General features: G+C 62.3%; 27 protein-coding genes. 15 read left to right on the top strand and 12 right to left on the bottom strand.

Going from position 1 to position 26453, the window contains the following annotated elements; all coding sequences use genetic code 11:
- Positions 1–132 precede the first annotated feature (132 nt).
- Positions 133–636, bottom strand: a complete 504-nt coding sequence (locus AC0L15_RS18225) for a SixA phosphatase family protein (RefSeq protein WP_287247802.1) — start codon at positions 634–636, stop codon at positions 133–135.
- A 263-nt stretch (positions 637–899) separates the two neighbouring features.
- Here AC0L15_RS18225 and dksA point away from each other — a divergent pair, with 263 nt between their 5' ends.
- Positions 900–1316 (top strand): RNA polymerase-binding protein DksA, encoded by a 417-nt coding sequence (gene dksA, locus AC0L15_RS18220; RefSeq protein ID WP_127852111.1) that lies wholly within the window; start codon positions 900–902, stop codon positions 1314–1316.
- Positions 1317–1414: 98 nt separating this feature from the next.
- On the opposite strand, the gene AC0L15_RS18215 is transcribed toward dksA, so the two are convergent.
- The gene (locus AC0L15_RS18215) at positions 1415–2161 is read right to left on the bottom strand and encodes a flagellar biosynthetic protein FliO (RefSeq protein WP_287175215.1); all 747 of its coding nucleotides are present in this window, start codon (positions 2159–2161) and stop codon (positions 1415–1417) included.
- Positions 2162–2531: 370 nt separating this feature from the next.
- Between AC0L15_RS18215 and cckA the strand changes: the two genes are divergently transcribed.
- Together cckA and AC0L15_RS18205 are read left to right on the top strand one after the other, a co-directional pair.
- Positions 2532–5102, top strand: a complete 2571-nt coding sequence (gene cckA, locus AC0L15_RS18210; protein WP_287247800.1) for a cell cycle histidine kinase CckA — start codon at positions 2532–2534, stop codon at positions 5100–5102.
- A gap of 85 nt (positions 5103–5187) precedes the next feature.
- A complete protein-coding gene (locus AC0L15_RS18205; RefSeq protein ID WP_128244851.1) occupies positions 5188–5898 on the top strand; it encodes a purine-nucleoside phosphorylase in 711 nt (236 codons plus the stop codon).
- Here the strand turns inward: AC0L15_RS18205 and AC0L15_RS18200 are convergent.
- A complete protein-coding gene (locus AC0L15_RS18200; RefSeq protein WP_027151971.1) occupies positions 5895–6200 on the bottom strand; it encodes a ribbon-helix-helix domain-containing protein in 306 nt (101 codons plus the stop codon). The genes AC0L15_RS18205 and AC0L15_RS18200 overlap by 4 nt on opposite strands.
- A gap of 256 nt (positions 6201–6456) precedes the next feature.
- Between AC0L15_RS18200 and AC0L15_RS18195 the strand changes: the two genes are divergently transcribed.
- The 3 genes from AC0L15_RS18195 (at position 6457) to AC0L15_RS18185 (ending at position 9096) form a co-directional block, all read left to right on the top strand.
- Positions 6457–6852: a VOC family protein gene (locus AC0L15_RS18195; protein ID WP_128244852.1), complete on the top strand. Its 396-nt coding sequence runs from the start codon at positions 6457–6459 to the stop codon at positions 6850–6852.
- Positions 6853–6931: 79 nt separating this feature from the next.
- On the top strand, positions 6932–7480 hold the full coding sequence (locus AC0L15_RS18190) for a gluconate 2-dehydrogenase subunit 3 family protein (RefSeq protein ID WP_128244853.1): 549 nt from the start codon (positions 6932–6934) through the stop codon (positions 7478–7480).
- Between the two features lie 44 nt (positions 7481–7524).
- Positions 7525–9096 carry a GMC family oxidoreductase gene (locus tag AC0L15_RS18185; RefSeq protein ID WP_287247797.1) on the top strand — a complete coding sequence of 524 codons (1572 nt, stop codon included), beginning with the start codon at positions 7525–7527 and terminating at the stop codon, positions 9094–9096.
- Between the two features lie 66 nt (positions 9097–9162).
- Here AC0L15_RS18185 and AC0L15_RS18180 read toward each other — a convergent pair whose 3' ends face one another.
- Positions 9163–9558, bottom strand: coding sequence for a hypothetical protein (locus AC0L15_RS18180; protein ID WP_027151967.1), 396 nt, complete (start codon positions 9556–9558; stop codon positions 9163–9165).
- 293 nt (positions 9559–9851) lie between these two features.
- Here AC0L15_RS18180 and urtA point away from each other — a divergent pair, with 293 nt between their 5' ends.
- From urtA to AC0L15_RS18150, 6 genes are all read left to right on the top strand, one after another.
- Entirely contained in the window at positions 9852–11162 is a 1311-nt protein-coding gene (gene urtA, locus AC0L15_RS18175; protein ID WP_287247794.1) for an urea ABC transporter substrate-binding protein, read from the top strand.
- A gap of 125 nt (positions 11163–11287) precedes the next feature.
- Positions 11288–12904, top strand: a complete 1617-nt coding sequence (urtB, locus tag AC0L15_RS18170; protein WP_287247949.1) for an urea ABC transporter permease subunit UrtB — start codon at positions 11288–11290, stop codon at positions 12902–12904.
- On the top strand, positions 12901–14133 hold the full coding sequence (urtC, locus tag AC0L15_RS18165) for an urea ABC transporter permease subunit UrtC (RefSeq protein ID WP_473496682.1): 1233 nt from the start codon (positions 12901–12903) through the stop codon (positions 14131–14133). The genes urtB and urtC overlap by 4 nt, the downstream gene beginning before the upstream one ends.
- A gap of 3 nt (positions 14134–14136) precedes the next feature.
- Positions 14137–14883: an urea ABC transporter ATP-binding protein UrtD gene (urtD, locus tag AC0L15_RS18160; RefSeq protein WP_287247790.1), complete on the top strand. Its 747-nt coding sequence runs from the start codon at positions 14137–14139 to the stop codon at positions 14881–14883.
- Positions 14884–14953: 70 nt separating this feature from the next.
- Complete coding sequence (gene urtE, locus AC0L15_RS18155) at positions 14954–15649, top strand: urea ABC transporter ATP-binding subunit UrtE (RefSeq protein ID WP_287247789.1); 696 nt, start codon at positions 14954–14956, stop codon at positions 15647–15649.
- Between the two features lie 450 nt (positions 15650–16099).
- Positions 16100–16276: a hypothetical protein gene (locus AC0L15_RS18150; RefSeq protein WP_128183072.1), complete on the top strand. Its 177-nt coding sequence runs from the start codon at positions 16100–16102 to the stop codon at positions 16274–16276.
- 31 nt (positions 16277–16307) lie between these two features.
- Here AC0L15_RS18150 and AC0L15_RS18145 read toward each other — a convergent pair whose 3' ends face one another.
- From AC0L15_RS18145 to AC0L15_RS18120, 6 genes are all read right to left on the bottom strand, one after another.
- Positions 16308–17114 (bottom strand): DUF72 domain-containing protein, encoded by an 807-nt coding sequence (locus tag AC0L15_RS18145; protein WP_287247788.1) that lies wholly within the window; start codon positions 17112–17114, stop codon positions 16308–16310.
- A 181-nt stretch (positions 17115–17295) separates the two neighbouring features.
- Entirely contained in the window at positions 17296–20217 is a 2922-nt protein-coding gene (uvrA, locus tag AC0L15_RS18140; RefSeq protein ID WP_287290660.1) for an excinuclease ABC subunit UvrA, read from the bottom strand.
- A gap of 777 nt (positions 20218–20994) precedes the next feature.
- Positions 20995–21231, bottom strand: a complete 237-nt coding sequence (locus tag AC0L15_RS18135; RefSeq protein WP_306454974.1) for a hypothetical protein — start codon at positions 21229–21231, stop codon at positions 20995–20997.
- A 91-nt stretch (positions 21232–21322) separates the two neighbouring features.
- On the bottom strand, positions 21323–21928 hold the full coding sequence (locus tag AC0L15_RS18130) for an ATP-dependent Clp protease proteolytic subunit (RefSeq protein WP_287322357.1): 606 nt from the start codon (positions 21926–21928) through the stop codon (positions 21323–21325).
- A gap of 22 nt (positions 21929–21950) precedes the next feature.
- Positions 21951–22433 (bottom strand): SRPBCC family protein, encoded by a 483-nt coding sequence (locus AC0L15_RS18125; protein ID WP_287284303.1) that lies wholly within the window; start codon positions 22431–22433, stop codon positions 21951–21953.
- Positions 22430–22744: an ArsR/SmtB family transcription factor gene (locus AC0L15_RS18120; protein WP_023801161.1), complete on the bottom strand. Its 315-nt coding sequence runs from the start codon at positions 22742–22744 to the stop codon at positions 22430–22432. Before AC0L15_RS18120 ends, AC0L15_RS18125 begins: the two co-directional genes overlap by 4 nt.
- Positions 22745–22980: 236 nt before the next feature.
- Here AC0L15_RS18120 and AC0L15_RS18115 point away from each other — a divergent pair, with 236 nt between their 5' ends.
- Both AC0L15_RS18115 and AC0L15_RS18110 read left to right on the top strand, forming a co-directional pair.
- Positions 22981–23496, top strand: coding sequence for a single-stranded DNA-binding protein (locus tag AC0L15_RS18115; RefSeq protein ID WP_023801162.1), 516 nt, complete (start codon positions 22981–22983; stop codon positions 23494–23496).
- 132 nt (positions 23497–23628) lie between these two features.
- Positions 23629–24054 (top strand): OsmC family protein, encoded by a 426-nt coding sequence (locus AC0L15_RS18110; protein ID WP_473496681.1) that lies wholly within the window; start codon positions 23629–23631, stop codon positions 24052–24054.
- A gap of 79 nt (positions 24055–24133) precedes the next feature.
- Here the strand turns inward: AC0L15_RS18110 and AC0L15_RS18105 are convergent, their stop codons facing one another.
- Both AC0L15_RS18105 and AC0L15_RS18100 read right to left on the bottom strand, forming a co-directional pair.
- The gene (locus AC0L15_RS18105) at positions 24134–24763 is read right to left on the bottom strand and encodes a MarC family protein (RefSeq protein ID WP_023801164.1); all 630 of its coding nucleotides are present in this window, start codon (positions 24761–24763) and stop codon (positions 24134–24136) included.
- Positions 24764–24841: 78 nt separating this feature from the next.
- On the bottom strand, positions 24842–25378 hold the full coding sequence (locus AC0L15_RS18100; RefSeq protein WP_023801165.1) for a hypothetical protein: 537 nt from the start codon (positions 25376–25378) through the stop codon (positions 24842–24844).
- 86 nt (positions 25379–25464) lie between these two features.
- Here AC0L15_RS18100 and AC0L15_RS18095 point away from each other — a divergent pair, with 86 nt between their 5' ends.
- The gene (locus AC0L15_RS18095; protein ID WP_473496680.1) at positions 25465–26319 is read left to right on the top strand and encodes a helix-turn-helix transcriptional regulator; all 855 of its coding nucleotides are present in this window, start codon (positions 25465–25467) and stop codon (positions 26317–26319) included.
- Positions 26320–26453 lie beyond the last annotated feature (134 nt).

The raw sequence follows: 26453 nt of genomic DNA, 5'->3' as shown, positions 1-26453 counted from the left end.
AGCGAATTTCGGATTCTAAGTCACACCGGCAAAACATCGTTTCTAGCGTGGTTTTGGATTTGAAGTTCCTGAACGCTGACGCCATTGAAGTGGCAGGAACGTCAAATCCACCACGCTACGTTTGAAAAGGCGTCAGATATCGGCCGGCGACAGGAAGGCTTCGAGATAGCCGGTGCCTTGTGCGGCGTTGGCAAGACTGCCTGGAAAACGGACGACCGCGAGGCCGGAGGTCGGGAAGCCGTGGTTCAGCATTCCCCTGGCAGCCTCCTCGCCATCGCCCGAAAGCGCGATGGTGAGATCTTCCGTCATTGGATTGTGGCCGACGACGAGCAGCGAGCCTGGCTCCCCATTGCCGCGGATGAGGTTGAGATAGCCGGCGGCATCCTCGCTGTAGAGCGTCTCCAGGAACAGGACCCGGCCCGTATCGGTGTGACCGGCCAGGCCCTCAAGCGTTTGGCGCGCTCGCTTTGCATTCGAGCAAAGGGTCAGGCCCGGAATGTAGTTGCAGGCCCGCATGACCGCACCCATCGTTTCGGCGTCGGCGACGCCGGATGCGTCGAGCGGACGATCGAAATCGCGCATGCCCGGCAGGGCCCATCCGGCCTTCGCATGCCTCAGCAGATAAAGCTTGCTCACCGGTCCCTCGCTTGTGCCAAACACCGAACTCGTCAAAAGGCGCTGCGGGATTAGTCATGAGAAACGCCTTGCGCACAATGGCCGGCGCCCTACAAACCTAACGAATCATACGCGAATTCGGTCGCGCCCTTCATGCGAATGATGCGGCCCATGGCATTTTGGCCGAGATTAACAATTGCGTGAATCTATCGTCGATTGCGCTTGTGCAGCATTCGGTCCGTGAATATATAGGCGCCAAATTTGGGGCTGTCTGGGTGAGTCGAATGAACGACATCGTTACCGCCGATTACGTACCCTCCGAAGACGAGCCGTTCATGAACGAGCGGCAGAAATCCTACTTTCGCATGAAGCTCGTCACCTGGAAGAACGACATACTGCGCGAAGCGCGCGAAACTCTCGAAATCCTGCAGCAGGAAAACGCCAACCACCCCGATCTCGCCGATCGCGCCTCTTCGGAAACCGACCGCGCCATCGAACTTCGCGCCCGAGATCGCCAGCGGAAACTCATTTCAAAGATCGATTCTGCGCTTCAGCGCATCGATGAAGGCACTTACGGCTATTGTGAGGAAACCGGCGAGCCGATCGCGCTGAAGCGGCTCGATGCGCGTCCGATCGCGACCCTGTCGATCGAGGCGCAGGAGCGCCACGAACGCCGCGAGAAGGTCTACCGCGACGACTGAAGCACGGGCGAAGCGTCCAAGCGGGCGAAGCGTCTAAAAGCAGCCAGCGAATTTGTCATGGCCGGTCTCCGGCCATTTTTTTATTGGCTGTTGGCCGGTTATCGCTTCTGGCTGGACAACTCGCCGAGAAGCTTCGTCATCTCGTCATCGAGAGACGACGGCTCTTTCGCCGCCGGCTTGCTCTCCGGCTTGGCGGGGTGCGGGTCATCAAACGGGACCTCGAGCTCCCTCATCAGCGTATCGTCGATGGAATCCTCTTTTGCCGGGGAATTCGGCTTTGCCGGGGAATCCTGTCTTGCCGGCGATGGCGCGTACCGAACGGCATTGGTGTAGGCGGGCAGCGGCGTGATGGTCGTCGATTGAGGGCTTTGCGCTGCTGGCCTCGGCGCCGGGGCGGGCTGATGCGGCCGGCCCGGCGTTGGGGCGTTGCTTGCCGGCTGCGGAGACGGTGTTTGCCTCACTGGCGCGGGAGCCGGTTGCGGCGCGCGCGGCGGCGGTGCCGGCTGATGGCCGCCGCCATCTCCGGTCAGTGCAGGACGGCGCAGCGCCGACAGCCTGATGTCGCGTTCGACGACGACGTCGGTTGGGCCGCCGATCAGCAGCAGGTGCTCGATATCGTCGCGGCGCACCAGCACCAACCGGCGGTGACTGTCGACTGCGGTGGCGTCCATCACCGCCAGCCGCGTCTTGCGGTTCCTGCCGCCGGCAACGAATGTTCCAAAAGTCAGATTGCGGACCAGCTTGATGATGAGGAGAACGATGACCACAAGGACAAGCGCGACAACGGTCCACAGGATCGCCGCGGCATAACCGGGACCCGCCACGCTATCCAGCCACTGCAGCATTGGTGCACCCAAAATCAGCTTTCGAAGAAGACGCGACACTAGACTGTTGCGGCACGCGACTGCAAGTTACGTTTCGCGCTTCGTGAACAGCTTGAAACACCCATTTTGTGGATTTCAAGCTCCTGCGAATTGAGGGCGTCTGCGTTCCCACTTCAACCCACGACGCTGGATTTTCAGCAAGTTGCTGGCGTGATGAAATCCAAAATTCGCTCGCGTCGGACCAGGAATGATGCGAATTTCGGATTCGCCGCACCAGGCGCCGAACGGGTGTCATTTTTAGCGGACAGTGGCCGCCAAGGCCTTTTCCGGACCCTGAGAATGTGATTCAACCGGGCAGGGGCAAGTACCGGAATTCACGAGCAGGGGGCACATGGCCAAGGAAGCGCGCGGCGATTTCTATCCGGTACCGATCGTCGACCAGAACACGCGACCGGGCGCGGTCACCCGGCTCATCGTCTTCATCGTTGTGCTGACAGGAGCGGCGATCGTTTTCGGCCTTTTCCGAGAACGTCTTGGCGATCCATTCCTGCTTGGAATGCTTGGCGTGCTGGCGATGATCGGTGTCGGCTTCCTGTTCGCCACCGCCATCGGCTTCGTGCAGATCACACCGCGCTCGACGAGTGACGAGCTGTCGAAAGCCTTCGTCGATTCAATGTCGCAAGGCCTCCTGGTCGCCGACACCAAGGGTCGTGTCGTCTACGCCAATCGGGCCTATGCCGAGATGACGGGCGCGGCTTCTGCGGCGGATCTAAAGACCGTCGAAGGGTTGCTGTCCGATGTTCCCGAGGCCTCGGTGACCATATACCGGCTCGCCTCCGGCCTGCGCGACGGCCAGCCCGGCGACGGTGAGTTTAGGCTTGCCCAATCCATTCGACCCGGCGCTGAGCCGGGCGCGCGCTGGTACCGTGTCCGCGCCCGCGCCTTCAGCGTTCCGGGCCAGCGGCTGCCCTTGCTCGCCTGGCAACTCGCCGACATCTCGAAAGAACGGGCCGAGCAGGAGCGCTTCTTCCTTGATCTGCAGGAGGCCATCGACCATCTCGACCATGCGCCTGCCGGCTTCTTTTCGGCCGACCAGGAAGGCCGCGTCACCTACATCAACGCCACGCTTGCGGAGTGGCTGGGCATCGACCTGACGAGCTTCACGCCTGGTGCCGTCACGCTTGCGGAGATCGTCGCCGGCGACGGCATGGCGCTGGTCCGCTCGGTCAAGGCCGATCCCGGCACCACCCGCAATGCGGTCATCGATCTCGATCTGACGACAGTGAAGGGCGAGGCGCTGCCCGTGCGTTTCATGCATCGGGTTTCGGCCAGCCGCGAGGGCGCCAACGGTCCGACGCGCACCATCGTGCTCAACCGGACGCAAGGCGAGGACGCTTCCGCCGATCTGCGCGCCTCGGAGATCCGCTTCACCCGCTTCTTCAATTCGACGCCGATGGCAATAGCGGCCGTCGACAACCGCGGGCGCATCCTGCGCACCAACGCGCCTTTCCTGTCGCTGTTTTCCTCCGTCGTCGACGGGGACGCGGTCGATCGGCGCGTGCGGCTGGACACTGTGATCCATGAGCGTGACCGCCCCGCCTTTGCCGCGGCGTTCGAAAAAGCGCGACAACGGCAGGCCGATATCGAACCGATCGATACGCTGCTGCCCGGCAATGAAGAACGGCACATGCGCTTCTACGTCAACGCGGTTGCCGACGGCACCGGCGAGGGCGCCGAAGAATCGGCCATCGTCTACGCCGTCGAGACCACCGAGCAGAAGGCGCTCGAGGGCCAGATGGCGCAAAGCCAGAAGATGCAGGCGGTCGGCCAGCTTGCCGGTGGCATCGCACACGACTTCAACAATGTGCTGACCGCCATCATCATGGCGTCGGACCTGTTGTTGACCAATCACCGCCCGTCGGACCCGTCCTTCCCCGACATCATGAACATCAAGCAGAACGCCAACCGGGCGGCCTCGCTGGTGCGGCAGCTTCTGGCCTTCTCGCGCAAGCAGACGCTGCGGCCGGAGGTGCTCAACCTGACCGACGTGCTTGCCGATCTGCGGATGCTGCTGGCCCGTCTGGTCGGCAACGACATCAAGCTGAAGGTCGATCATGGCCGCGATCTGTGGCCGGTGAAGGTCGACATCGGGCAGTTCGAGCAGGTGGTGGTCAATCTGGCGGTCAATGCGCGCGACGCGATGCCGAACGGCGGCGAGCTCACCGTGCGCACCCGCAACGTGACCACACAGGAGAGCAAGAGCCTTCCCTACCGCGAACTTGCGCCTGCCGATTATGTGGTGGTCGAAGTTGAAGACACAGGCAGCGGCATCGCCCCCGAAGTGCTCAAGAAGATTTTCGAACCCTTCTTCACCACCAAGGAGGTCGGCAAGGGCACCGGCCTCGGCCTGTCGATGGTCTATGGCATCATCAAGCAGACAGGCGGCTTCATCTTCTGCGATTCCGATGTCGGCAAAGGATCGGTGTTCCGCATCTTCCTGCCGCGCTACATTGCAGAGGCGAGAACGGCAGGCGAGCCCGGCGAGGCGCCGGCTGCACCGGCAAAGGTCGCCGACGCAGCCAAGGACCTGTCAGGTTCGGCCACGGTGCTGCTCGTCGAGGACGAGGATGCCGTGCGCATGGGCGGCATGCGGGCGCTGACGTCGCGCGGTTACATCGTCCACGAAGCGTCCTCGGGCGTCGAGGCGCTGGAAATCTTCGAGGCGCTCGGCGGCAAGGTCGACATTGTCGTTTCCGATGTGGTGATGCCGGAAATGGATGGGCCGACGCTGCTTGGCGAATTGCGCAAGCGGCAGCCGGACATCAAATTCGTCTTCGTTTCCGGCTACGCGGAGGACGCGTTCGCCAAAAACCTGCCGGCAGACGCGCATTTCGGTTTCCTGCCGAAGCCGTTTTCGCTCAAGCAACTGGCCACAATCGTCAAGGACGTGCTGGAATCTTAGGGTTCACTAATTCGCACTTGCGAAATGGCGTGAGGCTGCCATGATTATGGGGCCAAACAGACGGCGGGTTTTGGGGGAGTATGCCGTGACGCCGCACAACGAGGCAGGCAAGGGTGATTATGCGGCAACAGTGCTGTTGCCGGGCGATCCGCAGCGTGCCGAATGGATGGCGGAAACCTTTCTCGAGGCGCCGCGCTGCGTCAACCGTCGAAGGCACGCCCTCGGTTTTACCGGCCTGTTTCACGGCAAGCCCGTCAGCATCCAGTCCACCGGCATCGGCGTCTCGTCATTCCTGATCTACGCCCACGAATTGCTGGACTTCCATGGCGTGAGGACACTGATCCGCACCGGCACCTGTGGTGCCCTGACTGCCGCGGTCAAATTGCGCAGTTTGGTGATCTCGCAAGCGGTGCGGGGTGAAAGTGGCGAGAGCGGCCAGGTTTTTGGGCTTTATGGTGCTGATGCCGGACCCGATCCGGAGCTGGTTTCCCAAGCCCTGGCCCGGGCTGCCGAAATCGGCATCGAACATCAGGCCGGGCTGACCATCTGCAGCGACATATTCTATCATCCCAAGGGGCGCGACCGCTTCGCCGAAGCGCAGGCACAGGGGGCGCTGGCCGTGGATATGGAGACCAGCGCGCTCTATCGCATCGCCGCGCATTTCGGCGCCAGGGCCTTGTCGATCCTGACTGTCGTCGACAATGTGGTGACCGGCGAGCAGACCGATTATTCCGAGCGCCAGGCGCTTTTCACCGATATGACCCGTCTGGCGCTCGATGTCGCGATCGAAAGTTAAGCTGCTTGCCGCTTCGGCGCCGTGTGTTCTTCGATGCCGGGCCGATGGCCGCGCAGATAGAGAGCACAGGTCGTGCGCAGCATCGAGGCGAAGTTCGGAATCTGGCCATTGATCTCGATGGCCTCGTCATAAAGCTTCGAGATGAATTTCGGCGTCGTCAGGCCCTGGCTGTCGGCGATCTCGTCGAGCAATGCCCAGAACGTCGCCTCGAGCTGGATGCTGGTCGAATGCCCGTCGATACGAATCGACCGGTTGATCTGCCGGTAGCCGTCCGGATCCTGCCCGGCAAAAACCCTGCACATCGGTACCTCCCGTTCTTATTGATCTGGCCGTTCTTATTGATTTTGGGCGCAATCAGCAGTGATTCGCGCCTTTGGCAGTGCCTGTCGTGGCCAATTATCTTCAGCTGGAAAGCGGAAAACAGCAATCGGACTTTCGTCCTTAGGCGGTTTTCCCCGTCGTTAGATTAGCGCGTGGTAATCGGCTGCCACCACGTTTGCCGCAACCCGCGCATAATCACGCCGACGCGCACATCGCGCTTACCGCACGGAGTGTCATTTGGCGAAGGCGATCCACACCATGATCCGGGTTCTCGACGAGGCCCGGTCCGTCGACTTCTACCGGAAAGCGTTTGGACTGGACGTCGCCGAACGGCTCGATTTCGAAACCTTTACGCTCGTCTATCTGAGCAATGCCGAGGCGGAGCTCGAGGTCGAGCTCACCGTCAACAAGGGCCGGCAGGAGCCTTATGCGCTCGGCGACGGCTACGGCCATCTCGCGGTTTCGGTCGCCGATCTGGACAGCGAGCATGACCGGCTCGGCGCGCTTGGCCTGAACCCGAAGAAGATCGTCGAGTTCAACCGCGACGGAGCGGTGCTCGCACGCTTCTTCTTCATCGAGGATCCCGATGGCTACAAGATCGAGGTCCTGCAGCGTCAGGGCCGGTTCAAATAGGAGATACGACGGCCGCGCCGGCCAGCGCGGCGCCAGCCAGGGCACCTTCGGGTGCAGACAGCAAGCAAGGGAGGAACAATTGGTCACAATTTATGAGAGCAAGCCGGTCCATGAAACGAAGCCAGTTCTATCGCGCCGCGAGCTACTGAAGCGCGGCGGTGTCGGCGCGCTGCTGGTCATTTCAGGCAGTGCCGTCATCAGCCCGGAACATGCCTGGGGTCTCGAAACATCCGCGCTCAAGCCCGAAACCATGGCGACCCTGATCCAGATGGCGCGCGACATCTACCCGCACGACCAAGTGCCTGACAAATATTACGCAATCGCCGTCAAGGCGCATGATGAGCAGGCCGGCAAGGACCCTGCCCACAAGGACCTTGTCGAAAAGGGCATCGCCGATCTCGATCTGAAATCGGGCAAGGACGGCTACACCGGTCTCGGCTGGGAGGAGCAGCGCGTTGCGGTGCTCAGGGATATCGAGGACACGCCGTTCTTCCAGGCCGTCCGCGGCGGGCTTGTCGTCAGCCTCTACAACCAGAAGGAGGTCTGGCCGATCTTCGGCTACGAGGGCGAGTCCTACTCCAAGGGCGGCTACATGGCGCGCGGGTTCGACGACATCGAGTGGCTCTGAGCCCCGTCGTCGCAACCGCACACAGACATCAATGGGAGGAAACCTTGGCAGCACCATTTGATCTCAACAACGACGGCGTGGTCGTCATCATCGGCTCGGGCGCCGGCGGCGGCACGCTCGGCAATGAACTTGCGCAGAAGGGCATCGATGTCGTCATGCTGGAGGCGGGCGCCCGTCACGAATACGAGGATTTCATCAATGACGAGTGGGGTTCATTCGCCCAACTCGCCTGGACGGACAAGCGCACGACCTCGGGCGACTGGCGGGTGGCGAAGGATTTCCCCAACCTGCCGGCATGGATCGTCAAGGCGGTCGGCGGCTCGACCACGCACTGGGCGGGTGCCTCGCTGCGCTTTCAGGAGCACGAATTCAAAACGCTTTCGACCTACGGAAAACTGGAAGGCGCGAACCTGCTCGACTGGCCGATCACGCTTGCCGAGCTTGAGCCCTACTACGCAAAGGCCGAAGACAAGCTCGGCGTGACGCTCACCAACAACATCCCGGGCCTTCCCGGCAACAACAACTTCAAGGTGATGAAGGCCGGCGCCGACAAGCTCGGCTACAAGGAGTGCCACACCGGCCGGATGGCAATCAATTCCGAGCCGCGCGACGACCGCAATGCCTGCCAGCAGACCGGCTTCTGCTTCCAGGGCTGCAAATGGGGCGCCAAATGGTCGACGCTCTACAGCGAAATTCCCAAGGGCGAGGCGACCGGCCATCTCGAGGTCAGGCCGAATGCCATGGCCATCAAGATCAACCACGATGCATCAGGCAAGGTAACCGGCGTCGTCTATGCCGACAAGGATGGCAAGCTGAGGGAACAGAAGGCCCGCATCGTCGCCGTCGCCGGAAATTCGATCGAGAGCCCGCGGCTGCTGCTCAATTCGGCATCGAGCCAGTTTCCCGACGGCCTTGCCAATTCGTCGGGGCAGGTCGGCAAGAACTACATGCGCCACACCACGGGCTCGGTCTACGGCATCTTCGACAAGCCGGTGCATATGTATCGCGGCACCACCATGGCCGGTATCATCCGCGACGAAGCCCGCAACGATCCCTCGCGCGGCTTCGTCGGCGGCTATGAGCTCGAGACGCTGTCGCTCGGCCTGCCGTTCATGGCCGCCTTCCTCAATCCCGGCGGCTGGGGGCGTTCCTTCACCACGGCGCTCGACCACTACGACCACATCGCCGGCATGTGGATCGTCGGCGAGGACATGCCGCGCCAGGAAAACCGCATCACGCTGCATGCCGATACCAAGGACACGCACGGCATGCCGGTGGCGGACGTCCATTTCGACGACCATGCCAACGACACGGCGATGCGCAACCACGCCTACAAACAGGGCTCGGCGCTCTACGAGGCGGTCGGGGCGACGCGGACCTTTCCGACGCCACCCTATCCGTCGACCCACAATCTCGGCACCAATCGGATGAGCGAGAAGGCGGCCGACGGCGTCGTCAACAAGCATGGCCAGGCGCACGATATCAAGAACCTGTTCGTGTCGGACGGTAGCCAGTTCACCACGGGCGGGGCTGAAAATCCGACATTGACGATCGTGTCGCTGGCGATCCGTCAGGCTGAGTACATTGCCGGACAAATGTCGGCCAAAAGCATTTAGCCATAGCCTCCCGACTGCTGCTGGCGCGGAACCTCACAAGGTTTCGCGCCTCTTCTTGTCGGCCGTTCAACGCTTCGTGCAGGTCGAGGCGGTGAAGGCGCCGTCAGGCTGCTTCATGATGATGTCGAAGGACGGGCTGGTTTGACCGTCCAAGGTGGCTTGCGTGAGCGAGATCGAGTTGCCGCCGGTCGTGTAGCCGCCCAACGGGCCCAACCAGGTGATCTCGCCATTTGCATTCATCTGATAGTTGTAGCCCTGCCGGGCGGTTCCGAAGCTCACCGGGCCGCTATAGACATTGCCCTTGACGGTGATGTCGCCAAGGCTGAGGAATATGCCAAGCAGATAGACTTCGCAGTGATAGGTGCCGTCCGGCAATTTGCCATCGGTGAAGTCGGCGCGGGCGCTCCCGGTTGCCGCAACCAGAAGCATGGTGCTGAAAATGCGAGAAATCCTGGAGGTCATGCGGTCGCTCTTTTGAAAGATCGATCCTGCCCCATTTTCCTGCAGCGCCGCAACGGTTCGCCGTCTTTTGCTCAAAATTCATGCATTAATTCGCGAGTGATCAAAAATTGGGCGATAGCGGGGGACTTTTTCTCATGCAGAGCACTGGCAGCGGCGCTTATCTTTCGCGGCTAATATATTAACCGGCTGATAGGGCTGGGAAATCCAGGCCCCCTTGATTTTGCCCCTGCGGTTGGCACAGCCGTTGCATGGTCTGTTCGCGATGCGATCAATCAGTCAGGGAGTTTTGAAATATGCGGGGCAGTTTCTCGACAATAACAAAAATGTTTTCGGCAGGCGTGGTCACGGCCGGCCTGCTGATGAGCGTCCCGGCCAGGGCGGCTGACGACACGATCAAGGTGGGTATTCTCCACTCGCTATCGGGGACTATGGCGATCTCGGAGACGACGCTGAAGGACGCCATGCTGATGCTCATCGAAGAGCAGAATGCAAAGGGCGGCCTGCTCGGCAAGAAACTCGAAGCGGTCGTCGTCGATCCGGCTTCGAACTGGCCGCTGTTCGCCGAAAAGGCGCGCGAGCTGATCTCCAAGGACAAGGTCGCGGCGGTGTTCGGGTGCTGGACCTCGGTGTCGCGCAAGTCGGTGCTGCCGGTGTTCAGCGAACTCGACAACATCCTGTTCTACCCCGTCCAGTATGAGGGCGAGGAGAGCGAGCGCAACGTATTCTACACCGGTGCGGCGCCGAACCAGCAGGCTATTCCGGCTGTCGACTATCTGATGAGCGAGGACGGCGGTTCGGTGAAGCGCTGGGTGCTTGAAGGCACCGACTACGTCTACCCGCGCACCACCAACAAAATCCTCGAAGCCTATCTGAAAGCCAAGGGCGTCGCCGCCGAAGACATCATGGTCAACTACACGCCGTTCGGCTTCTCCGATTGGCAGACCGAGGTCGCGGCGATCAAGAAGTTCGGCTCCGCCGGCAAGAAGACCGCCGTCGTCTCGACGGTCAACGGCGACGCCAACGTGCCGTTCTACAAGGAGCTTGGCAACCAGGGCATCAAGGCCGAGGACATCCCGGTCATGGCCTTCTCGGTCGGCGAGGAAGAGCTTGCCGGCCTCGACACCGCGCCGCTCGTCGGTCATCTCGCCGCCTGGAACTATTTTCAGAGCATCGATACGCCCGAGAACGCCAAGTTCATCGCCGACTGGCACAAATTCATCAAGAGCGACAAGCGCACCACCAACGACCCGATGGAAGCCCATTATGTCGGCTTCAACATGTGGGTGAAGGCGGTCGAGAAGGCCGGCACCACCGATCCTGACAAGGTCATCGACGCCGTGATCGGCGTCTCGGTGCCGAACCTGACCGGTGGCTATTCGACCATGATGCCGAACCATCACATCACCAAGCCGGTGCTGATCGGCGAAATCCAGGCCGATGGCCAGTTCGAGACCGTGTCGCAGACGTCTGGCCTGGTGATGGGCGACGAGTGGTCCGACTATCTCGCCGATTCGAAGGACCTGATCTCCGATTGGCGCGCGCCTCTGTCCTGCGGCAACTTCAATGTCGCGACCGGCAAGTGCGGCGGCAAGGGAACCAACTGATCCTCCCGGGTCTGACGGTCGTGGATTTCTCCACGACCTGGACCGCGACGCGTCCGGGCGAGCTCGACCTCTCCTCCAGTCCGCCCGGACGCGAATTTTCAACCCTCAAGAATCGCAAGAAATCGATGATCCTCACCCGCGCGATCGGCCTGACGCTGCTGCTCCTCCTGGGGATGCTGTCGCCGTCGAACGCTGCCGAAGCGGATCTGCGCGCCATCATCGCCAAATTTGCTACTGCCTCGAATTTCTCGGCCACCGAAGCTGTCGTGCGCGAGCTGGCGGCTACCGGTGATGCCGCTGTCGAACGCCCGCTTGGCGCGCTTGCCGAGGGCGATCTTTACGTCCGCAAGGCCGATTCGCTGGTTTTCATCGGCAAGGCAGCTGGCGGCAGCGTTGAGCTGCTCGACCCGCTGAGCGGTGAAAAATCCGGCGACGCGGCCAAAAGCGAGATCACCAAGATCAAGGTCAACAACACGCTGCGCCGCGCCATCCGCGATGCGCTGGGCACGCTGACGCTCGGTGCAAAAGATCCGGCCGCGCGCATTGCCGCCGCCGACACCATGTTCAGGACGCCCGATGCGACAAACATCGAGCCGCTCGATGCCGCAATCGCCAGCGAGAGCGTGGCGAGCGTCAAAGCGCTGCTCGAACAGGCCCGCGCCGCATCGGTTCTGGTGTCCGACAGGCCGGAGGCCGACAAACTGGCGGCGGTCGCCCTGATCGGCGGGCGCGGCGATCGCAACGCCCTGTCCCTGCTCACCGCCGTCGAGGCCAATGCCGAAGGCGCGGTCAAGGACGCGGCGACGGCGGCGATCGCCAACATCAATTCGACGCTGGCGCTGTGGGATGCGGGCCAGAACATCTGGTACGGCATTTCGCTCGGATCGGTGCTGCTGCTGGCGGCGATCGGCCTCGCCATCACTTTTGGCGTCATGGGCGTCATCAACATGGCGCATGGCGAAATGGTGATGCTCGGCGCCTACACGACGTTTGTCGTGCAGGAGGTGATCCGAAACTCCTTTCCCGGCCTGTTCGACTGGTCGCTGGTCATCGCGCTGCCGCTCGCCTTTTCGGTCGCGGCGCTCGTCGGACTCGTCATCGAGCGGGGCGTGATCCGCTTCCTCTACGGCCGGCCGCTGGAAACGCTGTTGGCGACATGGGGCGTCTCGCTGATCCTGCAGCAGGCCGTGCGCACCATCTTCGGGCCGACCAACCAGGAGGTCGGCAATCCGTCTTGGATGTCGGGTTCGTTCGGCATCGGCCAGCTTGCGGTGACCTGGAACCGGCTCTGGATACTGGTGTTCGCGCTCGGCGTGTTCGCGGTGCTGCTTTATGTGATGAAGCGCACCTCCTGGGGCCTGCAGATGCGCGCCGTCACCGCCAATCGCCGCATGGCCGCTTCGATGGGCATCAGGACGCCGTGGGTCGACGCGCTGACCTTTGCCTTGGGATCCGGCATTGCCGGCATCGCCGGTGTCGCGCTCAGCCAGATCGACAATGTCTCGCCCAATCTCGGCCGTGGCTACATCATCGACAGCTTCATGGTTGTCGTCTTCGGCGGCGTCGGCAATCTCTGGGGCACGCTGGTCGGCGCGTTCTCGCTTGGCATCGTCAACAAGTTCCTCGAACCCTATGCCGGGGCAGTCCTCGGCAAGATCGTCGTGCTGTTCCTCATCATCCTGTTCATCCAGAAACGCCCGCGCGGCCTGTTCGCGCTGAAGGGCAGGTCGGTGGAAGCATGATCACCGGACGCTTCTTCGCCGCCGGCGCCGACCGCCGCATCGCCATCACGATCTTCATCCTTCTGGCGGTCGCCATCATCGTGCCGCTGCTCAATCTTGCGGTCTCGCCGACGAGTGCGTTCTACGTGCCGTCCTATGTCGTCGCGCTCACCGGCAAGTATCTCTGCTATGCGCTGCTCGCCCTGGCGCTCGATCTCGTCTGGGGCTATTGCGGCATCCTTTCGCTCGGCCACGGCGCCTTCTTCGCGCTCGGCGGCTATGCGATGGGCATGTATCTGATGCGCCAGATCGGCTCGCGCGGCGTCTACGGCAATCCGCTGCTGCCGGACTTCATGGTGTTCCTGAATTATGGGGAATTGCCGTGGTTCTGGTACGGTTTCGACCAATTCTGGTTTGCCGCGATCATGGTTCTTGCGGTGCCTGGCCTGCTCGCCTTCGTCTTCGGCTGGTTCGCCTTCCGCAGCCGCGTCACCGGCGTCTATCTGTCGATCATCACCCAGGCGATGACCTATGCGCTGCTGCTTGCGTTTTTCCGCAACGACATGGGTTTCGGCGGCAACAACGGCCTGACCGATTTCAAGGATATTCTCGGCTACAACGTGCAGGCCGATGCGACACGCTCGGCATTGTTCGCGGCCAGCGCCGTCACGCTGGCCCTCGCCGTCTTCGTCACCTGGGCGATCGTCGGTTCCAAATACGGCAAGCTGCTGATGGCGGTGCGCGACGCCGAGAGCCGCACGCGCTTTCTCGGCTGGCGCGCGGAAAACGTCAAACTGTTCGCCTTCACCGTGTCGGCTGTCATGGCCGGCATTGCCGGCGCGCTCTACGTGCCGCAGGTCGGCATCATCAATCCGGGCGAGTTCGAGCCGTCCAATTCGATCGAGGTCGTGGTATGGACGGCCGTCGGCGGGCGCGGCACCATCGTCGGGCCGATCATCGGCGCGCTCGTGGTCAATGCCGGCAAATCCTGGTTCACCGGCGTGCTGCCGGCGTTCTGGCTGTTTGCGCTGGGCGGACTGTTCGTCGCCGTCACGCTGTTCCTGCCAAAGGGCATTGTCGGCATGTGGGATTCCTGGCGCGGCAATGCCAGGGCGCTGCGCGCAGCCTCGATTGCCGAGGAGGCCGGCACCGATCCTGACGTCCCGCCACCGCCGAAGATCGTTCGCTCGGCTGCGAGAACGCCTGGCGACTGGTCCGCATCCGGCCCCGAACCGCAGCCGGCGGAGTGAGCAATGTCGAAGAGCAACACCATCCTCTATCTCGACGGCGTCTCGGTTTCCTTCGACGGCTTTCGCGCCATCAACAATTTGTCGCTGGTGCTCGACAAGGGCGAGATGCGGGCGATCATCGGTCCCAACGGCGCCGGCAAGACCACGATGATGGACATCGTCACCGGCAAGACGCGCCCCGACGCGGGCGAGGTTTACTTCGATGGGCAGGTCGATCTGACGAAACATGACGAGGCCGAGATCGCCATGATGGGCATCGGCAGGAAATTCCAGAAGCCGACGGTCTTCGAAAGCCACACGATCGAGGACAACCTGATGCTGGCGCTGAAGGGCCCACGCTCGATCTTCCCGGCACTGTTCTATCGCCGCTCGGCTGCGGAGGCGCGGCGGATCGACGACATCCTCGGCATCATCCGGCTCGGTGACAAGCGCGACGAGCTCGCCGCCAATCTCAGCCACGGCCAGAAGCAATGGCTCGAGATCGGCATGCTTTTGGCGCAGGATCCGAAACTGCTTCTGGTCGACGAACCGGTCGCCGGCATGACCGACGCCGAGACCGAGGAGACCGCGCGGCTGCTCAGGGATATTGCCCGCGACCACTCGGTCATCGTCGTCGAGCACGACATGCATTTCGTGCGCGAGCTCGGCGCCAAGGTCACCTGCCTGCACGAAGGCTCGGTGCTTTCCGAAGGCTCGCTCGATTTCGTTTCGGCCGACGAACGTGTCGTCGAAGTCTATCTGGGGAGATGATCATGGTCTGGCGCGTTCCGTTCCATCATTTCGATCTTTCGTTCTTCAGGCGCTGGAGAAGGCGCTGACCATGCTCGAAGTCTCCAACGCCACGCTGCACTACGGCGCCGCCCAGGCGCTGCGTGGCGTCTCGCTGAAGGCCGGCGCCGGCAAGATCACCTGCGTGCTCGGCCGCAACGGCGTCGGCAAAACCAGTTTGATGAGATCGATCGTCGGCCACCACCGGCTGACGAGCGGAAGCGTTGCCTTCGAGGGGAAGGCGCTCGACCGGAGCGCGGCGTATGATCGCGCCCGGTCGGGCATCGCATTCGTGCCGCAGGGCAGGGAGATCTTCCCGCTGCTCACCGTGCGGGAAAACCTCGAATCGGGCTTTGCGCCATTGAAGCGCGCCGACCGCAACATCCCCGGCCACGTCTTCGAATTGTTCCCGGTGCTGAAGCAGATGCTCGGCCGCAGGGGCGGCGACCTTTCCGGCGGCCAGCAGCAGCAGCTTGCCATTGGCAGGGCACTGGTGATGCGGCCGAAACTGCTGGTGCTCGACGAGCCGACCGAGGGCATCCAGCCGTCGATCATCAAGGATATCGGCCGCGCCATCCGCTATCTGCGCGACCAGGCCGATATCGCCGTGCTGCTGGTCGAACAGTATCTCGATTTCTGCCGGGAATTGGCCGACGAGGTCAACATCATGGACCGCGGCCTGATCGTCCACACCGGCCCGGCCGAGGATCTCGACCAGGCGGATGTGAGGAAATTTCTTACGGTGTAGGGTTCATCCCATCGTCATCCTGGGGCGAAGCAAGGAGCAAAGCGACGCGGCGCACACCCCAGGATCCATGCCGTGCAGTCAGCCAAAGAGTGCAGCGGTCAAGAACAGAAGCCGTTTTCCAGCGTACAGTATCCTGGATTCTGCCCCGTGGCGACGCTCTGAAGTTACGGCATGGATCCTTGGGTCTTCGCTCCGCTTCGCGTCGCTGCGCCCAAGGATGACGAAGTCGCGAGATCTGCTCAGTTTTTCTTCAACGACACCGTGTGCAACTTTGGCGCGCTGAAGATTGCGTGCTAGGCTTTACTTGGCCTTGTTGAGTCGGCCGCTTTCCGTATCAGTCACGTCGACAGATCAGGCGCAGGCTCAGCCGGCACGTTTCGTGCAAGCAGCCTCCTCCTGCGATCTGATCGTTGTTCAAACGCATTTGGGGCACTTGGGCCAGGGCAGCCGATGGAACGTTACGTCGAGGACTACCAGAAACGACGGCTTACCGAGCGCGTCGACATCATGACCGCCATCGATATTTTGAAATCGCAAGGATACGACCACGACCAACTGATCGCGGAGCTCACCAAGGTGTTCTTCGTCGATCTCGATGCCTACAACGAAGTCGTGGTGGCGGCATGACCGAAGGGGTGGATGCGCTGTGCCGCCAACGTCAGCCTGTGACGCGCTTCATCAGCGCCATGGCGCCGAACGGCGCGCGGGCCTTGCCTTCGGTAATGAAGTAGACGAACACATCACGCGGTTTGACCGGTGCTTCGGTTGAGGGATCGGCGCGCGGCAGGTCGGCCGGCGCCTTGCCCTGCGCCCAGCTCTTCGCCCGGGCCGCCCATTCGTCGAGCGCAGTTGGCGTGTAGCAGTCGGGATTGTCGTCGCTGCCGGTCTGCAGCCGGGCATAAATGAAATCGCCGGTGACGTCGGCGATCGCTGGATATTTGGTGTGGTCGGCGTAGACGATCGCGACCTTGTATTGGCGCGCCAGGGCGGCGAATTCCGGCACGACGAAGCTGTCGTTGCGCACCTCGACCGCATGGCGCAGCGCAACGCCGTCCTGCTTTTCAGGCAACAGCTTGAGGAAAGCCTCGAAATCGTCCGGGTCGAATTTTTTGGTTGGCGCGAACTGCCACAGGATCGGCCCGAGCTTGTCGCCGAGCGCGGCGACGCCCGATCCCAGGAAACGCGTCATCGACTCGCCGGCCTCACCGAGCACGCGGCGGTTGGTGACGAAACGGTTGCCTTTCAGCGAATAGACAAAACCGTCCGGCGCCTCGTTTGCCCATTTGACGAAGGTCGGCTCCTTGAAGCTCGAATAAAAGGTGCCGTTGACCTCGATGCTTGGCACCTGCCGGGTCGCGTAGTGCAGTTGCTTCGCCTTGGACAACTTGTCGGGGTAGAAAGACTTGTCCCAGGGCTCGAAGGTCCAGCCGCCCATGCCGGCGCGGATTGTTCCAGATTGAGTCACAGTCGTCCTCCCGGGTTGAAATGGATCAGGCCGTAGCGAGCGTTTCGACAGCTTAAGCCATGTCGAAATGCGGATTGGGCGTAGGGTGCATAGGCGGCTTGCGTCAGCCGGACGACAGCATCAACGGCAAGCGCTCTTCTGATCTTATTTGAGGATTTTCCAAACGCCAGCCAGTCTTCGCTCACTCCGCCGCTTCGCGCTTGCCTCCGGGGCGCCGCTCCAAAAGTTCCCTGAGGAACTGGCCGGTGTAGCTGCGTTTTTCGCGGACGATATCCTCCGGCGTGCCTGAGGCCACCAACTCGCCGCCGCCGTCGCCGCCCTCGGGACCGAGGTCGAGCACCCAGTCCGCGGTTTTTATCACCTCGAGATTGTGCTCGATGACGACCACCGTGTTGCCCTGATCGACCAGCTCGTGCAGCACTTCCAAGAGCTTGGCGACATCGTGGAAATGCAGGCCGGTGGTCGGCTCGTCGAGGATGTAGAGCGTCTTGCCGGTCGCCTTGCGCGACAGTTCCTTGGCCAGCTTGATGCGCTGCGCCTCGCCGCCCGACAAAGTCGTCGCCTGCTGGCCGACATGGATGTAACCGAGGCCGACCTGCTTCAGCGTCTCCAGCTTGTCGCGCACGCCGGGCACGGCGGCGAAGAAATCGACGCCTTCCTCGACCGTCATGTCGAGCACGTCGGCAATCGACTTGCCCTTGAACAGAACGTCGAGCGTCTCTCTGTTGTAGCGCTTGCCGTGACATACGTCGCAGGTGACATAGACGTCGGGCAAAAAGTGCATCTCGATCTTGATGACGCCGTCGCCCTGGCAGGCTTCGCAGCGACCGCCCTTGACGTTGAACGAGAAGCGGCCTGGCTGATAGCCGCGCGCCTTGGACTCCGGCAGGCCGGCGAACCAGTCGCGGATCGGCGTGAAGGCGCCGGTATAGGTGGCGGGATTGGAGCGCGGCGTCCGTCCGATCGGCGACTGGTCGATATCAATGACCTTGTCGAGGAATTCGAGGCCCTCGATGCGGTCGTGCTCGGCCGGGTGCTCGCGCGAGCCCATGATGCGGCGCGACGCCGCCTTGAACAAGGTCTCGATCAGGAAGGTCGACTTGCCGCCGCCGGAGACGCCGGTGACGGCGGTGAAGGTGCCGAGCGGGATTTCGGCGGTAACGTTCTTCAGATTGTTGCCGCGCGCGCCGACGATCTTCAGGCGCCGGTTCTTCTTGGCCTCGCGCCGCACCGCCGGCGTTGCCACTTCGAGCTCGCCGGACAAATATTTGCCGGTGATCGAGGCGGGGCTGGCCATGATCTGCTGCGGCGTTCCCTGCGCGATGATGTGGCCGCCGTGGATGCCGGCGGCCGGGCCGATATCGACGACATAATCGGCATGCAGGATGGCGTCTTCGTCATGCTCGACGACGATCACCGTGTTGCCGATGTCGCGCAAATGCTTCAGCGTGTCGAGCAGGCGCGCATTGTCGCGCTGGTGCAGGCCGATCGACGGCTCGTCCAGCACATAGAGCACGCCGGTGAGGCCGGAGCCGATCTGCGAGGCCAGCCGAATGCGCTGGCTCTCGCCGCCCGACAGCGTGCCGGAATTGCGCGACAGCGTCAGGTAGTCGAGCCCGACATCGTTGAGGAAGCGCAGCCGCTCGCGGATTTCCTTGAGCACGCGCACCGCGATCTCGTTCTGCTTGTCGCTGAGTGCGGCGGGCAGCTCGGTGAACCATTGGTCGGCCTTGCGGATCGACAGCTCGGTGACCTCGCCGATGTGCTTGCCGGCAATCTTCACCGCCAGCGCTTCCGGCTTCAGCCGGTAGCCGCGGCAGGCCGGGCAAGGCGTGGCCGACATGAAGCGCTCGATCTCCTCGCGCATCCAGGCAGATTCGGTTTCCTTCCACCGCCGTTCGAGATTGGGGATCACGCCTTCGAAGGTCTTTGTCGTCTGGTAGGAGCGCAGCCCGTCATCATACTGGAAAGTGACCTCGCGCTCGCCGGTGCCGTGCAGGATGGCTCGCTTTGCCTCTTCGGTCAGGTCCCGGAACTTGTCCCCGAGCTTGAAGCCATAAGCCTTGCCCAGCGCCTCGAGCGTCTGCACGTAATAGGGTGAGGTCGATTTCGCCCATGGGCTGACGGCGCCGGCGCGCAGCGACAGATTGTCGTCGGGCACGATCAGGCTGGCGTCGATGGCGCGCTGGCTGCCGAGGCCGTCGCAGGTCGGGCAGGCGCCGAACGGGTTGTTGAAGGAAAACAGCCTGGGCTCGATCTCGGGAATGGTGAAGCCTGACACCGGGCAGGCGAATTTTTCGGAGAACAGGATGCGCTCATGCGTCTCATTCTTCGATTTGTTGACCGAATCCTCGCCGGTCTGGCTGGCGTCGAGCGGCCGGTCGGCGAATTCGGCCACCGCCAGCCCGTCGGCGAGCTTCAGCGCGGTCTCGATGGAATCGGCAAGCCGCGTCGCCAGATCGCCGCGCACGACGATGCGGTCGACGACGACGTCGAGGTCATGCTTGTACTTCTTGTCCAGCGCCGGCACGTCGGCGATTTCGTAAAAGACACCGTCGACCTTGACGCGCTGAAAACCCTTTTTCTGCAGCTCCAGCAGTTCCTTGCGGTATTCGCCTTTGCGGCCTCGCACCATCGGCGCCAGGATGAACAGACGCGTGCCTTCCTCGACCGCCAGCACGCGGTCGACCATCTGCGACACCGTCTGGCTCTCGATCGGCAGGCCGGTGGCCGGCGAATAGGGGATGCCGACGCGCGCGAACAGCAGCCGCATGTAGTCGTAGATCTCGGTGACGGTGCCAACCGTCGAGCGCGGGTTCTTCGACGTGGTCTTCTGCTCGATGGAGATGGCCGGCGACAAGCCGTCGATCTGGTCGACATCAGGCTTCTGCATCATTTCGAGGAACTGCCGCGCATAGGCCGACAGGCTCTCGACGTAGCGGCGCTGGCCCTCGGCATAGATGGTGTCGAAGGCGAGCGACGACTTGCCTGACCCCGACAGCCCGGTCATGACGATCAGGCTGTCACGCGGCAGGTCGAGATCGACATTCTTCAGATTGTGTTCGCGCGCCCCGCGAATGGAAAGATATTTATGGTCGGCCATCGCCGGTCGCCGCCTCAGATCTGGAATCTCGTGGGATGGCGGGTTGTCCCAGCCATCCCCTATGTAGGTAATTTCGCCACCGTTTCGAGAGAACTCTCGACCAAGCCTTTAACCGTCTTTCGCGCGGGCGAGCAAGCGGAAAGAACAAAGGCCGAACACGCTCCTGACAAATGCGTTCATGTAATCCACAGCCGACGTCGCGCTGCTCAAAACGGATGCAAAGTTCGGATTCGCCACACAAGCGATCACGTTTTTGGTAAATCGGCTATCCAACTGTTGACGTCTCGGACTCAGGGGGGCAGACTCCAAACGTCAACCGAAGCCGACCGTCTTTCGATGGCCTCGCCGCCCCAAGGCGGCCTGCGAGACGCCGCAGGCTTTGCGATATGCGCTTCGGACGACACCAGTCGCAATGGACAGAAAAGGAGAGCAAAGGAATGACTCCACCGGACAGTCCCTTGAGGCTCCACGTGTCGCTGGAGCCCCGGCAGGCATAAGTGCCAGGGCTAGGCGTTTTGCGCCGCCCGACAAACCGTGACCTGCCGATCCCATTAAAATCAGAGACTACTAGTCGGATCGTCGGCTGAATGCCGCGAAGCATCCGAAATCAAAAGCCGGCAGTGTACTCCCGGCAAGTTTGGATTTCAGATCCAAAAAAGCCCCGACCGTTTGCGGAAGCAGCGGCGGGGCTGTTCGTTTCAGAGCCGCAGCGATGAAGGCCGATGGAGGTGTCCTATCACCGGGGGGCCTTCATCGAGCCCGCGCCGACATCGAAGGTTATGCTGCCGGAAATCCAGACATCGGTATCGCCGATCTTGAACTGGCCGTTGCTGGACACGGCCTCGTCGGGTTCGGCACCGGCTTGGCGATGCGATAGTCGTTGGTCACACCGGGCAGCGTGCCGTTCTGCGAAGGCGGTGAACTGTCTTCGGCGAACGCCGCGCCGGAGGTCATCGCCGCGACGGCGATACCGATAATCAGCCGGTTCAAGCAAATGCGTGAGATCTCAGACATCGGCGGACTGTATCGCCGCACTCTGGCCGAAGCAAGACCGGTGGCGATCAAACTGGCCGAACGGCTTGGCGGCTTTCGCTCTTTGGCGCTTTCAAGCCGCCTGTTTGCGCGTGTCAAAAACATGGTCGACAAGGCCCCATGTCTTTGCGTCCGCGGCGGTCATGAAATGATCGCGGTCGAGCGTGCGTTCGACTTCTTCGAACGTGCGACCACAGTGGTGCGCGTAAAGCTCGGTCATGCGCCGCTTGGTCCTGAGGATGCCTTCGGCGTGGCGCTGGATATCGGAGGCCTGGCCCTGGAAACCGCCTGACGGCTGGTGCAGCAGGATGCTGGCGTTGGGCAGCGCGATGCGTCGCCCCGGTGTGCCGGCCATCAGCAGGAACGAGGCCATCGAGGCGGCAAAGCCCATGCAGACGGTGGATACCGGACTGCTTATATACTGCATCGTGTCGTAGATGGCGAAACCGCTGGTCACCACGCCGCCCGGCGAATTGATGTAGAGGGAAATCTCCTTATCGGGATTGTCGGATTCCAGCGACAGGAGTTGGGCACAGACCAGCGCCGACACATTGTCGTCGATCGGACCGTTGATGAAGACGATGCGCTCGCGCAGCAGCCGCGAAAAAATGTCGAAGGCGCGTTCGCCGCGGCTCGACTGCTCGATCACCATCGGCACCAGATTGGCAAAACCGCTCATCGCTTTTTCTCCGTTGTGCTGCTCAGGCCGCGCGCAGGGAGAGGCGAGGCGTGTTTGCGGCTATGGTCTGTCTGGGGCTGTGTGCGTTGAGCGAAAGCCTGCAACCGGCGCCGGCAATTGCAGGCGTGGCTACTCGCGCAAATCCGTTGTGGACGATGCGCAGATGGGTGCCGCCCGACACAGTGCGGTCGAGCGTGAAGGTGACGATACTGTCCAGCGGCCTGGTGAGCGGATCCGCTGTATTGCCAGGCGCCGGCCGCTCCCGCCAGGAGTAACGCAGCAGGCGTTCGGGCTCGGCGTCCAGGATTTCGCACTCGATCGGTGCATCCGGCCTGGCAAAGGCAAAGCGGCCGCCGATCTCCGGCTTGATGTCGTTCGGCATCATCCAGGCCGCGAGCAGGTCCGGCACAGTGAGCGCCCGCCACACTTTTTCCGGCGGCTCTGGAAGCTCGCACTCGAACTCGATTGAATCTGCGGTCATGTCTGAATGCTGTTTTGCCGTCATTGGTCCATATCCTTCAAAACCGCCTTGAGCCGTTCGATACGCTCGGGCCAGAACGCACGGTAGCGCTCGATCCAGCCGAGCAGTGGGTCAAGCCCTTGCGGATCGGCGCGATAATAGGCGTTGCGGCCGGCTCGCCGCTCGGCCACCAGGCCGGCGCCGCGCAGCACTGCGAGATGCTGCGACACGGCCGGTTGCGACACGCTCAGGCCGCTGCGCAGTTCCGATACCGTCATCTCGCCGGCGGCGAGCCGTTCGTAGACGGCGCGGCGCGTCGGGTCGGCAAGCGCTCGAAAAATCTCGGCTTCGATCATGCCGGAAGCATAAGTCTACGCTTATTGATTTGGCAAGCAGTCTTTTCGCGCCCATATGGAACGGTACGGCGGAACCCATCGATTGCTGACATTCCTTGACAAAACGGATTGATGGTTATAGAACGAAAAGAGAACAAAAACCTTGTGGGAAAAGCCAGCCACGGCAGGCGGGGAATGTCCGCAGTCTATAAGGTGAGAGCGAGAAAATTTGTTTCGGATGAGCGCGGAGAAGTATCATGGCGGGTAGCGTCAACAAGGTCATTCTGGTGGGCAATCTCGGGGCGGACCCGGAAATCCGCCGTTTGAATTCGGGTGAGCCGGTCGTCAATATCCGCGTCGCCACGTCGGAAAGCTGGCGCGACAAGACTTCCGGCGAGCGCAAGGAAAAGACCGAGTGGCACAATGTCGTGATCTTCAACGAGCAGCTCGCCAAGGTCGCCGAGCAGTATCTGAAGAAGGGTGCCAAGGTTTATGTCGAGGGCCAGTTGCAGACGCGCAAATGGCAGGACCAGACCGGCAATGACCGCTACACGACCGAAATCGTGCTGCAGAAATTCCGTGGGGAACTGCAGATGCTCGACGCACGCGGGCAGGGCGAGGGCGGTCAGGTCGGCAGCTATGCCGGTGGCGGCAGCAGCCGCGGTTCCGATTTCGGCCAGTCCGGCCCGGGCGAGAGTCTCAATCGCGGCGGCGGCGGCAACAAGGGTGGCGGCGGTTCGTCGCGCGAACTCGACGACGAAATTCCGTTCTGATCGCTTGGAGCGAGCGGCTCTGCGCGAGCTGACAGCCAGCTATTTGAGGCCACGCATTGGCGTCCCGAAAATCTGTCTTGGATTTTCGGGACGTTGTGCGTTTGAGCGGTGTGCGGTGAAAGGACGTATCAGGTGAAAGCACGCGTCAAATGGGTCGAAGAGCGCACTTTCGTCGGCGAGTCCGGCAGCGGTCACAAGGTGGTGCTGGGAACCGCGTTCGGACCGGACGGCAAGACGCCGGGGCCGAGCCCGATGGAACTGGTGCTGCTCGGCACTGGCGGCTGCTCGGCCTATGATGTCGTCCACATTCTCGAAAAGGGCCGCGAGGCGGTCGAAGACTGCGTGGTTGAACTCGACGCCGACCGGGCGGAGAAGGAGCCGCGGGTGTTCACCCGCATCCATATGCATTTCATCGTCAAGGGCCGCGCGCTTGCGCATAACAAGGTCAGGCGGGCGATCGACCTGTCGATCGAAAAATACTGCTCGGCCTCGGCAATGATGGCCAAGACCGCCGAGATCACCCACGACTTCGAAGTTATTGATACGACGGCGAAGTAGGATAGCGTCCAGTGGCGTTGCGCGAGATGGACAACGAAAATGACGGCCTCGGCAATCAAGCGCGAGGCCGCTTTCATTTTCATGCCGCCATCAGCGCCTTGACGCCGTCGGCGACGAACTGCACGGCAAGCGCCGCCAGGATGACACCGAGCAGCCGGGTCAGGATCGAGCGGCCGGTCTGGCCAAGGATGCGGTCGATGCGTTCGGCCAGCACGAACACCAGATAGGTGATGACAAGGCAGATCGCGATGATGCCGACAAGGGCTGCCTGCGCGCCCAAACCTGGAAACGAGCCGGACAGCAGGACTGTCGCTGAAATTGCGCCCGGACCGGCGATCAGCGGGATCGCCAGCGGAAAGGCGGCGATGTTGTGGATCATGTCCTTGGTGATGGCGACGTCGCCGATCTTCTCCTTGCGGTCCTGCCGGCGCTCGAACACCATTTCGAAGGCGATGAAGAACAGCAGGAACCCGCCGGCGACGCGGAACGCCGGCAGCGTGATGCCGAACACCGACAGGATCGATGCGCCGGCGATTGCAAACAGCGCCATCACCAGGAAAGCGATGATCGAGGCACGCACGGAAACCTGGTTACGCTCCTCGCGGTTCATGCCGCGCGTCACGGCGAGGAAGAGCGGCGCCAGGCCAGGCGGGTCGATGGTCACCAGAATGGTGACGAAGGCGTTGAACAGGCTGTCGAAGCTCGGCATCTCTGACCCTCCCCGCCGGGCGGTGCCCGAGACCCCAGCATTGGTAGAGCAAAGCGGCGTCAGGGGGAACCGTGCAGGTCAGGCGCTGGCGACGCGCCGCGCCAGGAACTCGACTTCGAGCCGCCAGGTCGCGCCATCGTCCTGAGAGCGTTCCCCTAGCCAGCGGAACGAATTTTCGGTGATCCGAGAAAAGCTCCAGCGCACCGAGGCGCCGGTGCCGTCGGCGCCTTGCTGGACGATGGTGTCGCCCTCGGCGCGGCCGAGCTGGCGGCTGTAATACTGGGTGCGCGGATCGCTCCAGATGATATGCCAGGCGTCGACGCCGGGGTCATAGACGCGCAGTGTCGTGCCATAAAAGGTCCATTTGCCGAGCGAGCTCTGTGCGCCACTGTTCCGCACGGGCAAGATCCATACGTCCTGGATCGCGCGGCCCTCGAGCACCCAGCCGAAATGCACCTCGCCGCGTCCGGTCAGCACCTGGCCGTCTTCGAGATGGCGCGTGGCATCGAACGTCCAGGCGCCGACGAAGCGGCCGTAAAGGTTCAGTTTTTCGGCAAGGCCTGCGGCTGGCCCGTCACTGTGCAGGGCTTCGGCAAAGGAGGATGAATTGAACATGGTTTTCTGCCCACATTGTCAGGAGACCGGGAAGAATAGGCCCTGGCACTCTTCTTGCGCTTGGGAAAAATTGCTATCTTTCGGCCATGACGACGAGCGTGCATACACTGGCGTCCGGAAAAGGCTGGCGGGTGTCGGATGTGGTCTGCACTGCCGGCGTCGCTGATCGCCCGTTCGAGGAAGAGCATCGCACCTTCTGTGTCGCGGTGGTGACCAACGGCACCTTCCGCTACCGCGCACGCCAAGGCACGGCGATGCTGACGCCGGGCGCGATTCTGCTCGGCAACCCCCGCACTTGCTACGAGTGTGGGCACGAGCATGGCGCCGGCGACCGCTGCATCTCCTATCATTTCAGCCCGGCCTATATGGAACAGATCGTCGCCGATGTGCCGGGCGCGAAGAAGCTGGCCTTCAAGACGCCGCTTCTGCCGCCCTTGCCGGGGCTGGCACGGCTGCTGGCCGAGGCGGAAGCCGCGCGCGAGATGGCCGACATCGAGGCGTTCGAGGAACTCGGACTGCGGATTGCCGGCGCAGCCGTCGCCTCCGGTCTCACGCCCGCTGCCCGTTCACCGAGCCGCCGCGATCAGAAACGCGTCGCGGAGGCGGTGCGGCGCATCGAAAAGGATGCCGAAAGCCCGGTCTCGCTCGCCGAGCTTGCAAGCGAAACGGCGACCAGTCCTTACCATTTCCTGCGCAGCTTCCGGCATGTCGCGGGCATGACGCCCTACCAATTCGTGCTGAAAACCCGGCTGCACAGGGCGGCGGTGCGGCTGCGCATGTCGGACGAGGCGATCTCGACGATCGCCTTCGAAGCCGGGTTCAACGATTTGTCGACCTTCAACCACCGTTTCCGCCGCGTGATGGGGGAGGCGCCCGGCGCCTACCGGCTCCGGCGGCGAGGCGATAAATTGCCGAACGCATCCGTGGTTCCGGCTTTGTGAAGCAAAAAATTGGCCTGCCAATGAGCTTTGCCCCGGCGGCCACGAAAGCGCCTCGGCCATATCGTCGCAATCAGTGATATCCTTTTGAAATCACCACAAAAACCGACACTGGAAAACTGCCGCGGACGTTGGAG

Source organism: Mesorhizobium sp. WSM4846 (assembly GCF_055811415.1).
Note: the sequence above shows the minus strand (reverse complement) of the source record. Positions and strands in the feature narration are given on the sequence as shown.

Bases quoted from the DNA above. Each gene is read 5' to 3' on its own strand.
- AC0L15_RS18135 (WP_306454974.1), bottom strand. From the start codon at position 21,231: ATGTCTGAGATCTCACGCATTTGCTTGAACCGGCTGATTATCGGTATC.
- AC0L15_RS18125 (WP_287284303.1), bottom strand. From the start codon at position 22,433: ATGACGGCAAAACAGCATTCAGACATGACCGCAGATTCAATCGAGTTC.
- cckA (WP_287247800.1), top strand. From the start codon at position 2,532: ATGGCCAAGGAAGCGCGCGGCGATTTCTATCCGGTACCGATCGTCGAC.
- AC0L15_RS18180 (WP_027151967.1), bottom strand. From the start codon at position 9,558: ATGACCTCCAGGATTTCTCGCATTTTCAGCACCATGCTTCTGGTTGCG.
- urtB (WP_287247949.1), top strand. From the start codon at position 11,288: ATGATCCTCACCCGCGCGATCGGCCTGACGCTGCTGCTCCTCCTGGGG.
- uvrA (WP_287290660.1), bottom strand. From the start codon at position 20,217: ATGGCCGACCATAAATATCTTTCCATTCGCGGGGCGCGCGAACACAAT.
- AC0L15_RS18150 (WP_128183072.1), top strand. From the start codon at position 16,100: ATGGAACGTTACGTCGAGGACTACCAGAAACGACGGCTTACCGAGCGC.
- AC0L15_RS18215 (WP_287175215.1), bottom strand. From the start codon at position 2,161: ATGCTGCAGTGGCTGGATAGCGTGGCGGGTCCCGGTTATGCCGCGGCG.
- AC0L15_RS18200 (WP_027151971.1), bottom strand. From the start codon at position 6,200: ATGTGCAGGGTTTTTGCCGGGCAGGATCCGGACGGCTACCGGCAGATC.
- AC0L15_RS18105 (WP_023801164.1), bottom strand. From the start codon at position 24,763: ATGCCGAGCTTCGACAGCCTGTTCAACGCCTTCGTCACCATTCTGGTG.
- dksA (WP_127852111.1), top strand. From the start codon at position 900: ATGAACGACATCGTTACCGCCGATTACGTACCCTCCGAAGACGAGCCG.
- AC0L15_RS18115 (WP_023801162.1), top strand. From the start codon at position 22,981: ATGGCGGGTAGCGTCAACAAGGTCATTCTGGTGGGCAATCTCGGGGCG.
- AC0L15_RS18130 (WP_287322357.1), bottom strand. From the start codon at position 21,928: ATGAGCGGTTTTGCCAATCTGGTGCCGATGGTGATCGAGCAGTCGAGC.
- AC0L15_RS18120 (WP_023801161.1), bottom strand. From the start codon at position 22,744: ATGATCGAAGCCGAGATTTTTCGAGCGCTTGCCGACCCGACGCGCCGC.
- urtA (WP_287247794.1), top strand. From the start codon at position 9,852: ATGCGGGGCAGTTTCTCGACAATAACAAAAATGTTTTCGGCAGGCGTG.
- urtC (WP_473496682.1), top strand. From the start codon at position 12,901: ATGATCACCGGACGCTTCTTCGCCGCCGGCGCCGACCGCCGCATCGCC.
- AC0L15_RS18095 (WP_473496680.1), top strand. From the start codon at position 25,465: ATGACGACGAGCGTGCATACACTGGCGTCCGGAAAAGGCTGGCGGGTG.
- urtD (WP_287247790.1), top strand. From the start codon at position 14,137: ATGTCGAAGAGCAACACCATCCTCTATCTCGACGGCGTCTCGGTTTCC.
- urtE (WP_287247789.1), top strand. From the start codon at position 14,954: ATGCTCGAAGTCTCCAACGCCACGCTGCACTACGGCGCCGCCCAGGCG.
- AC0L15_RS18100 (WP_023801165.1), bottom strand. From the start codon at position 25,378: ATGTTCAATTCATCCTCCTTTGCCGAAGCCCTGCACAGTGACGGGCCA.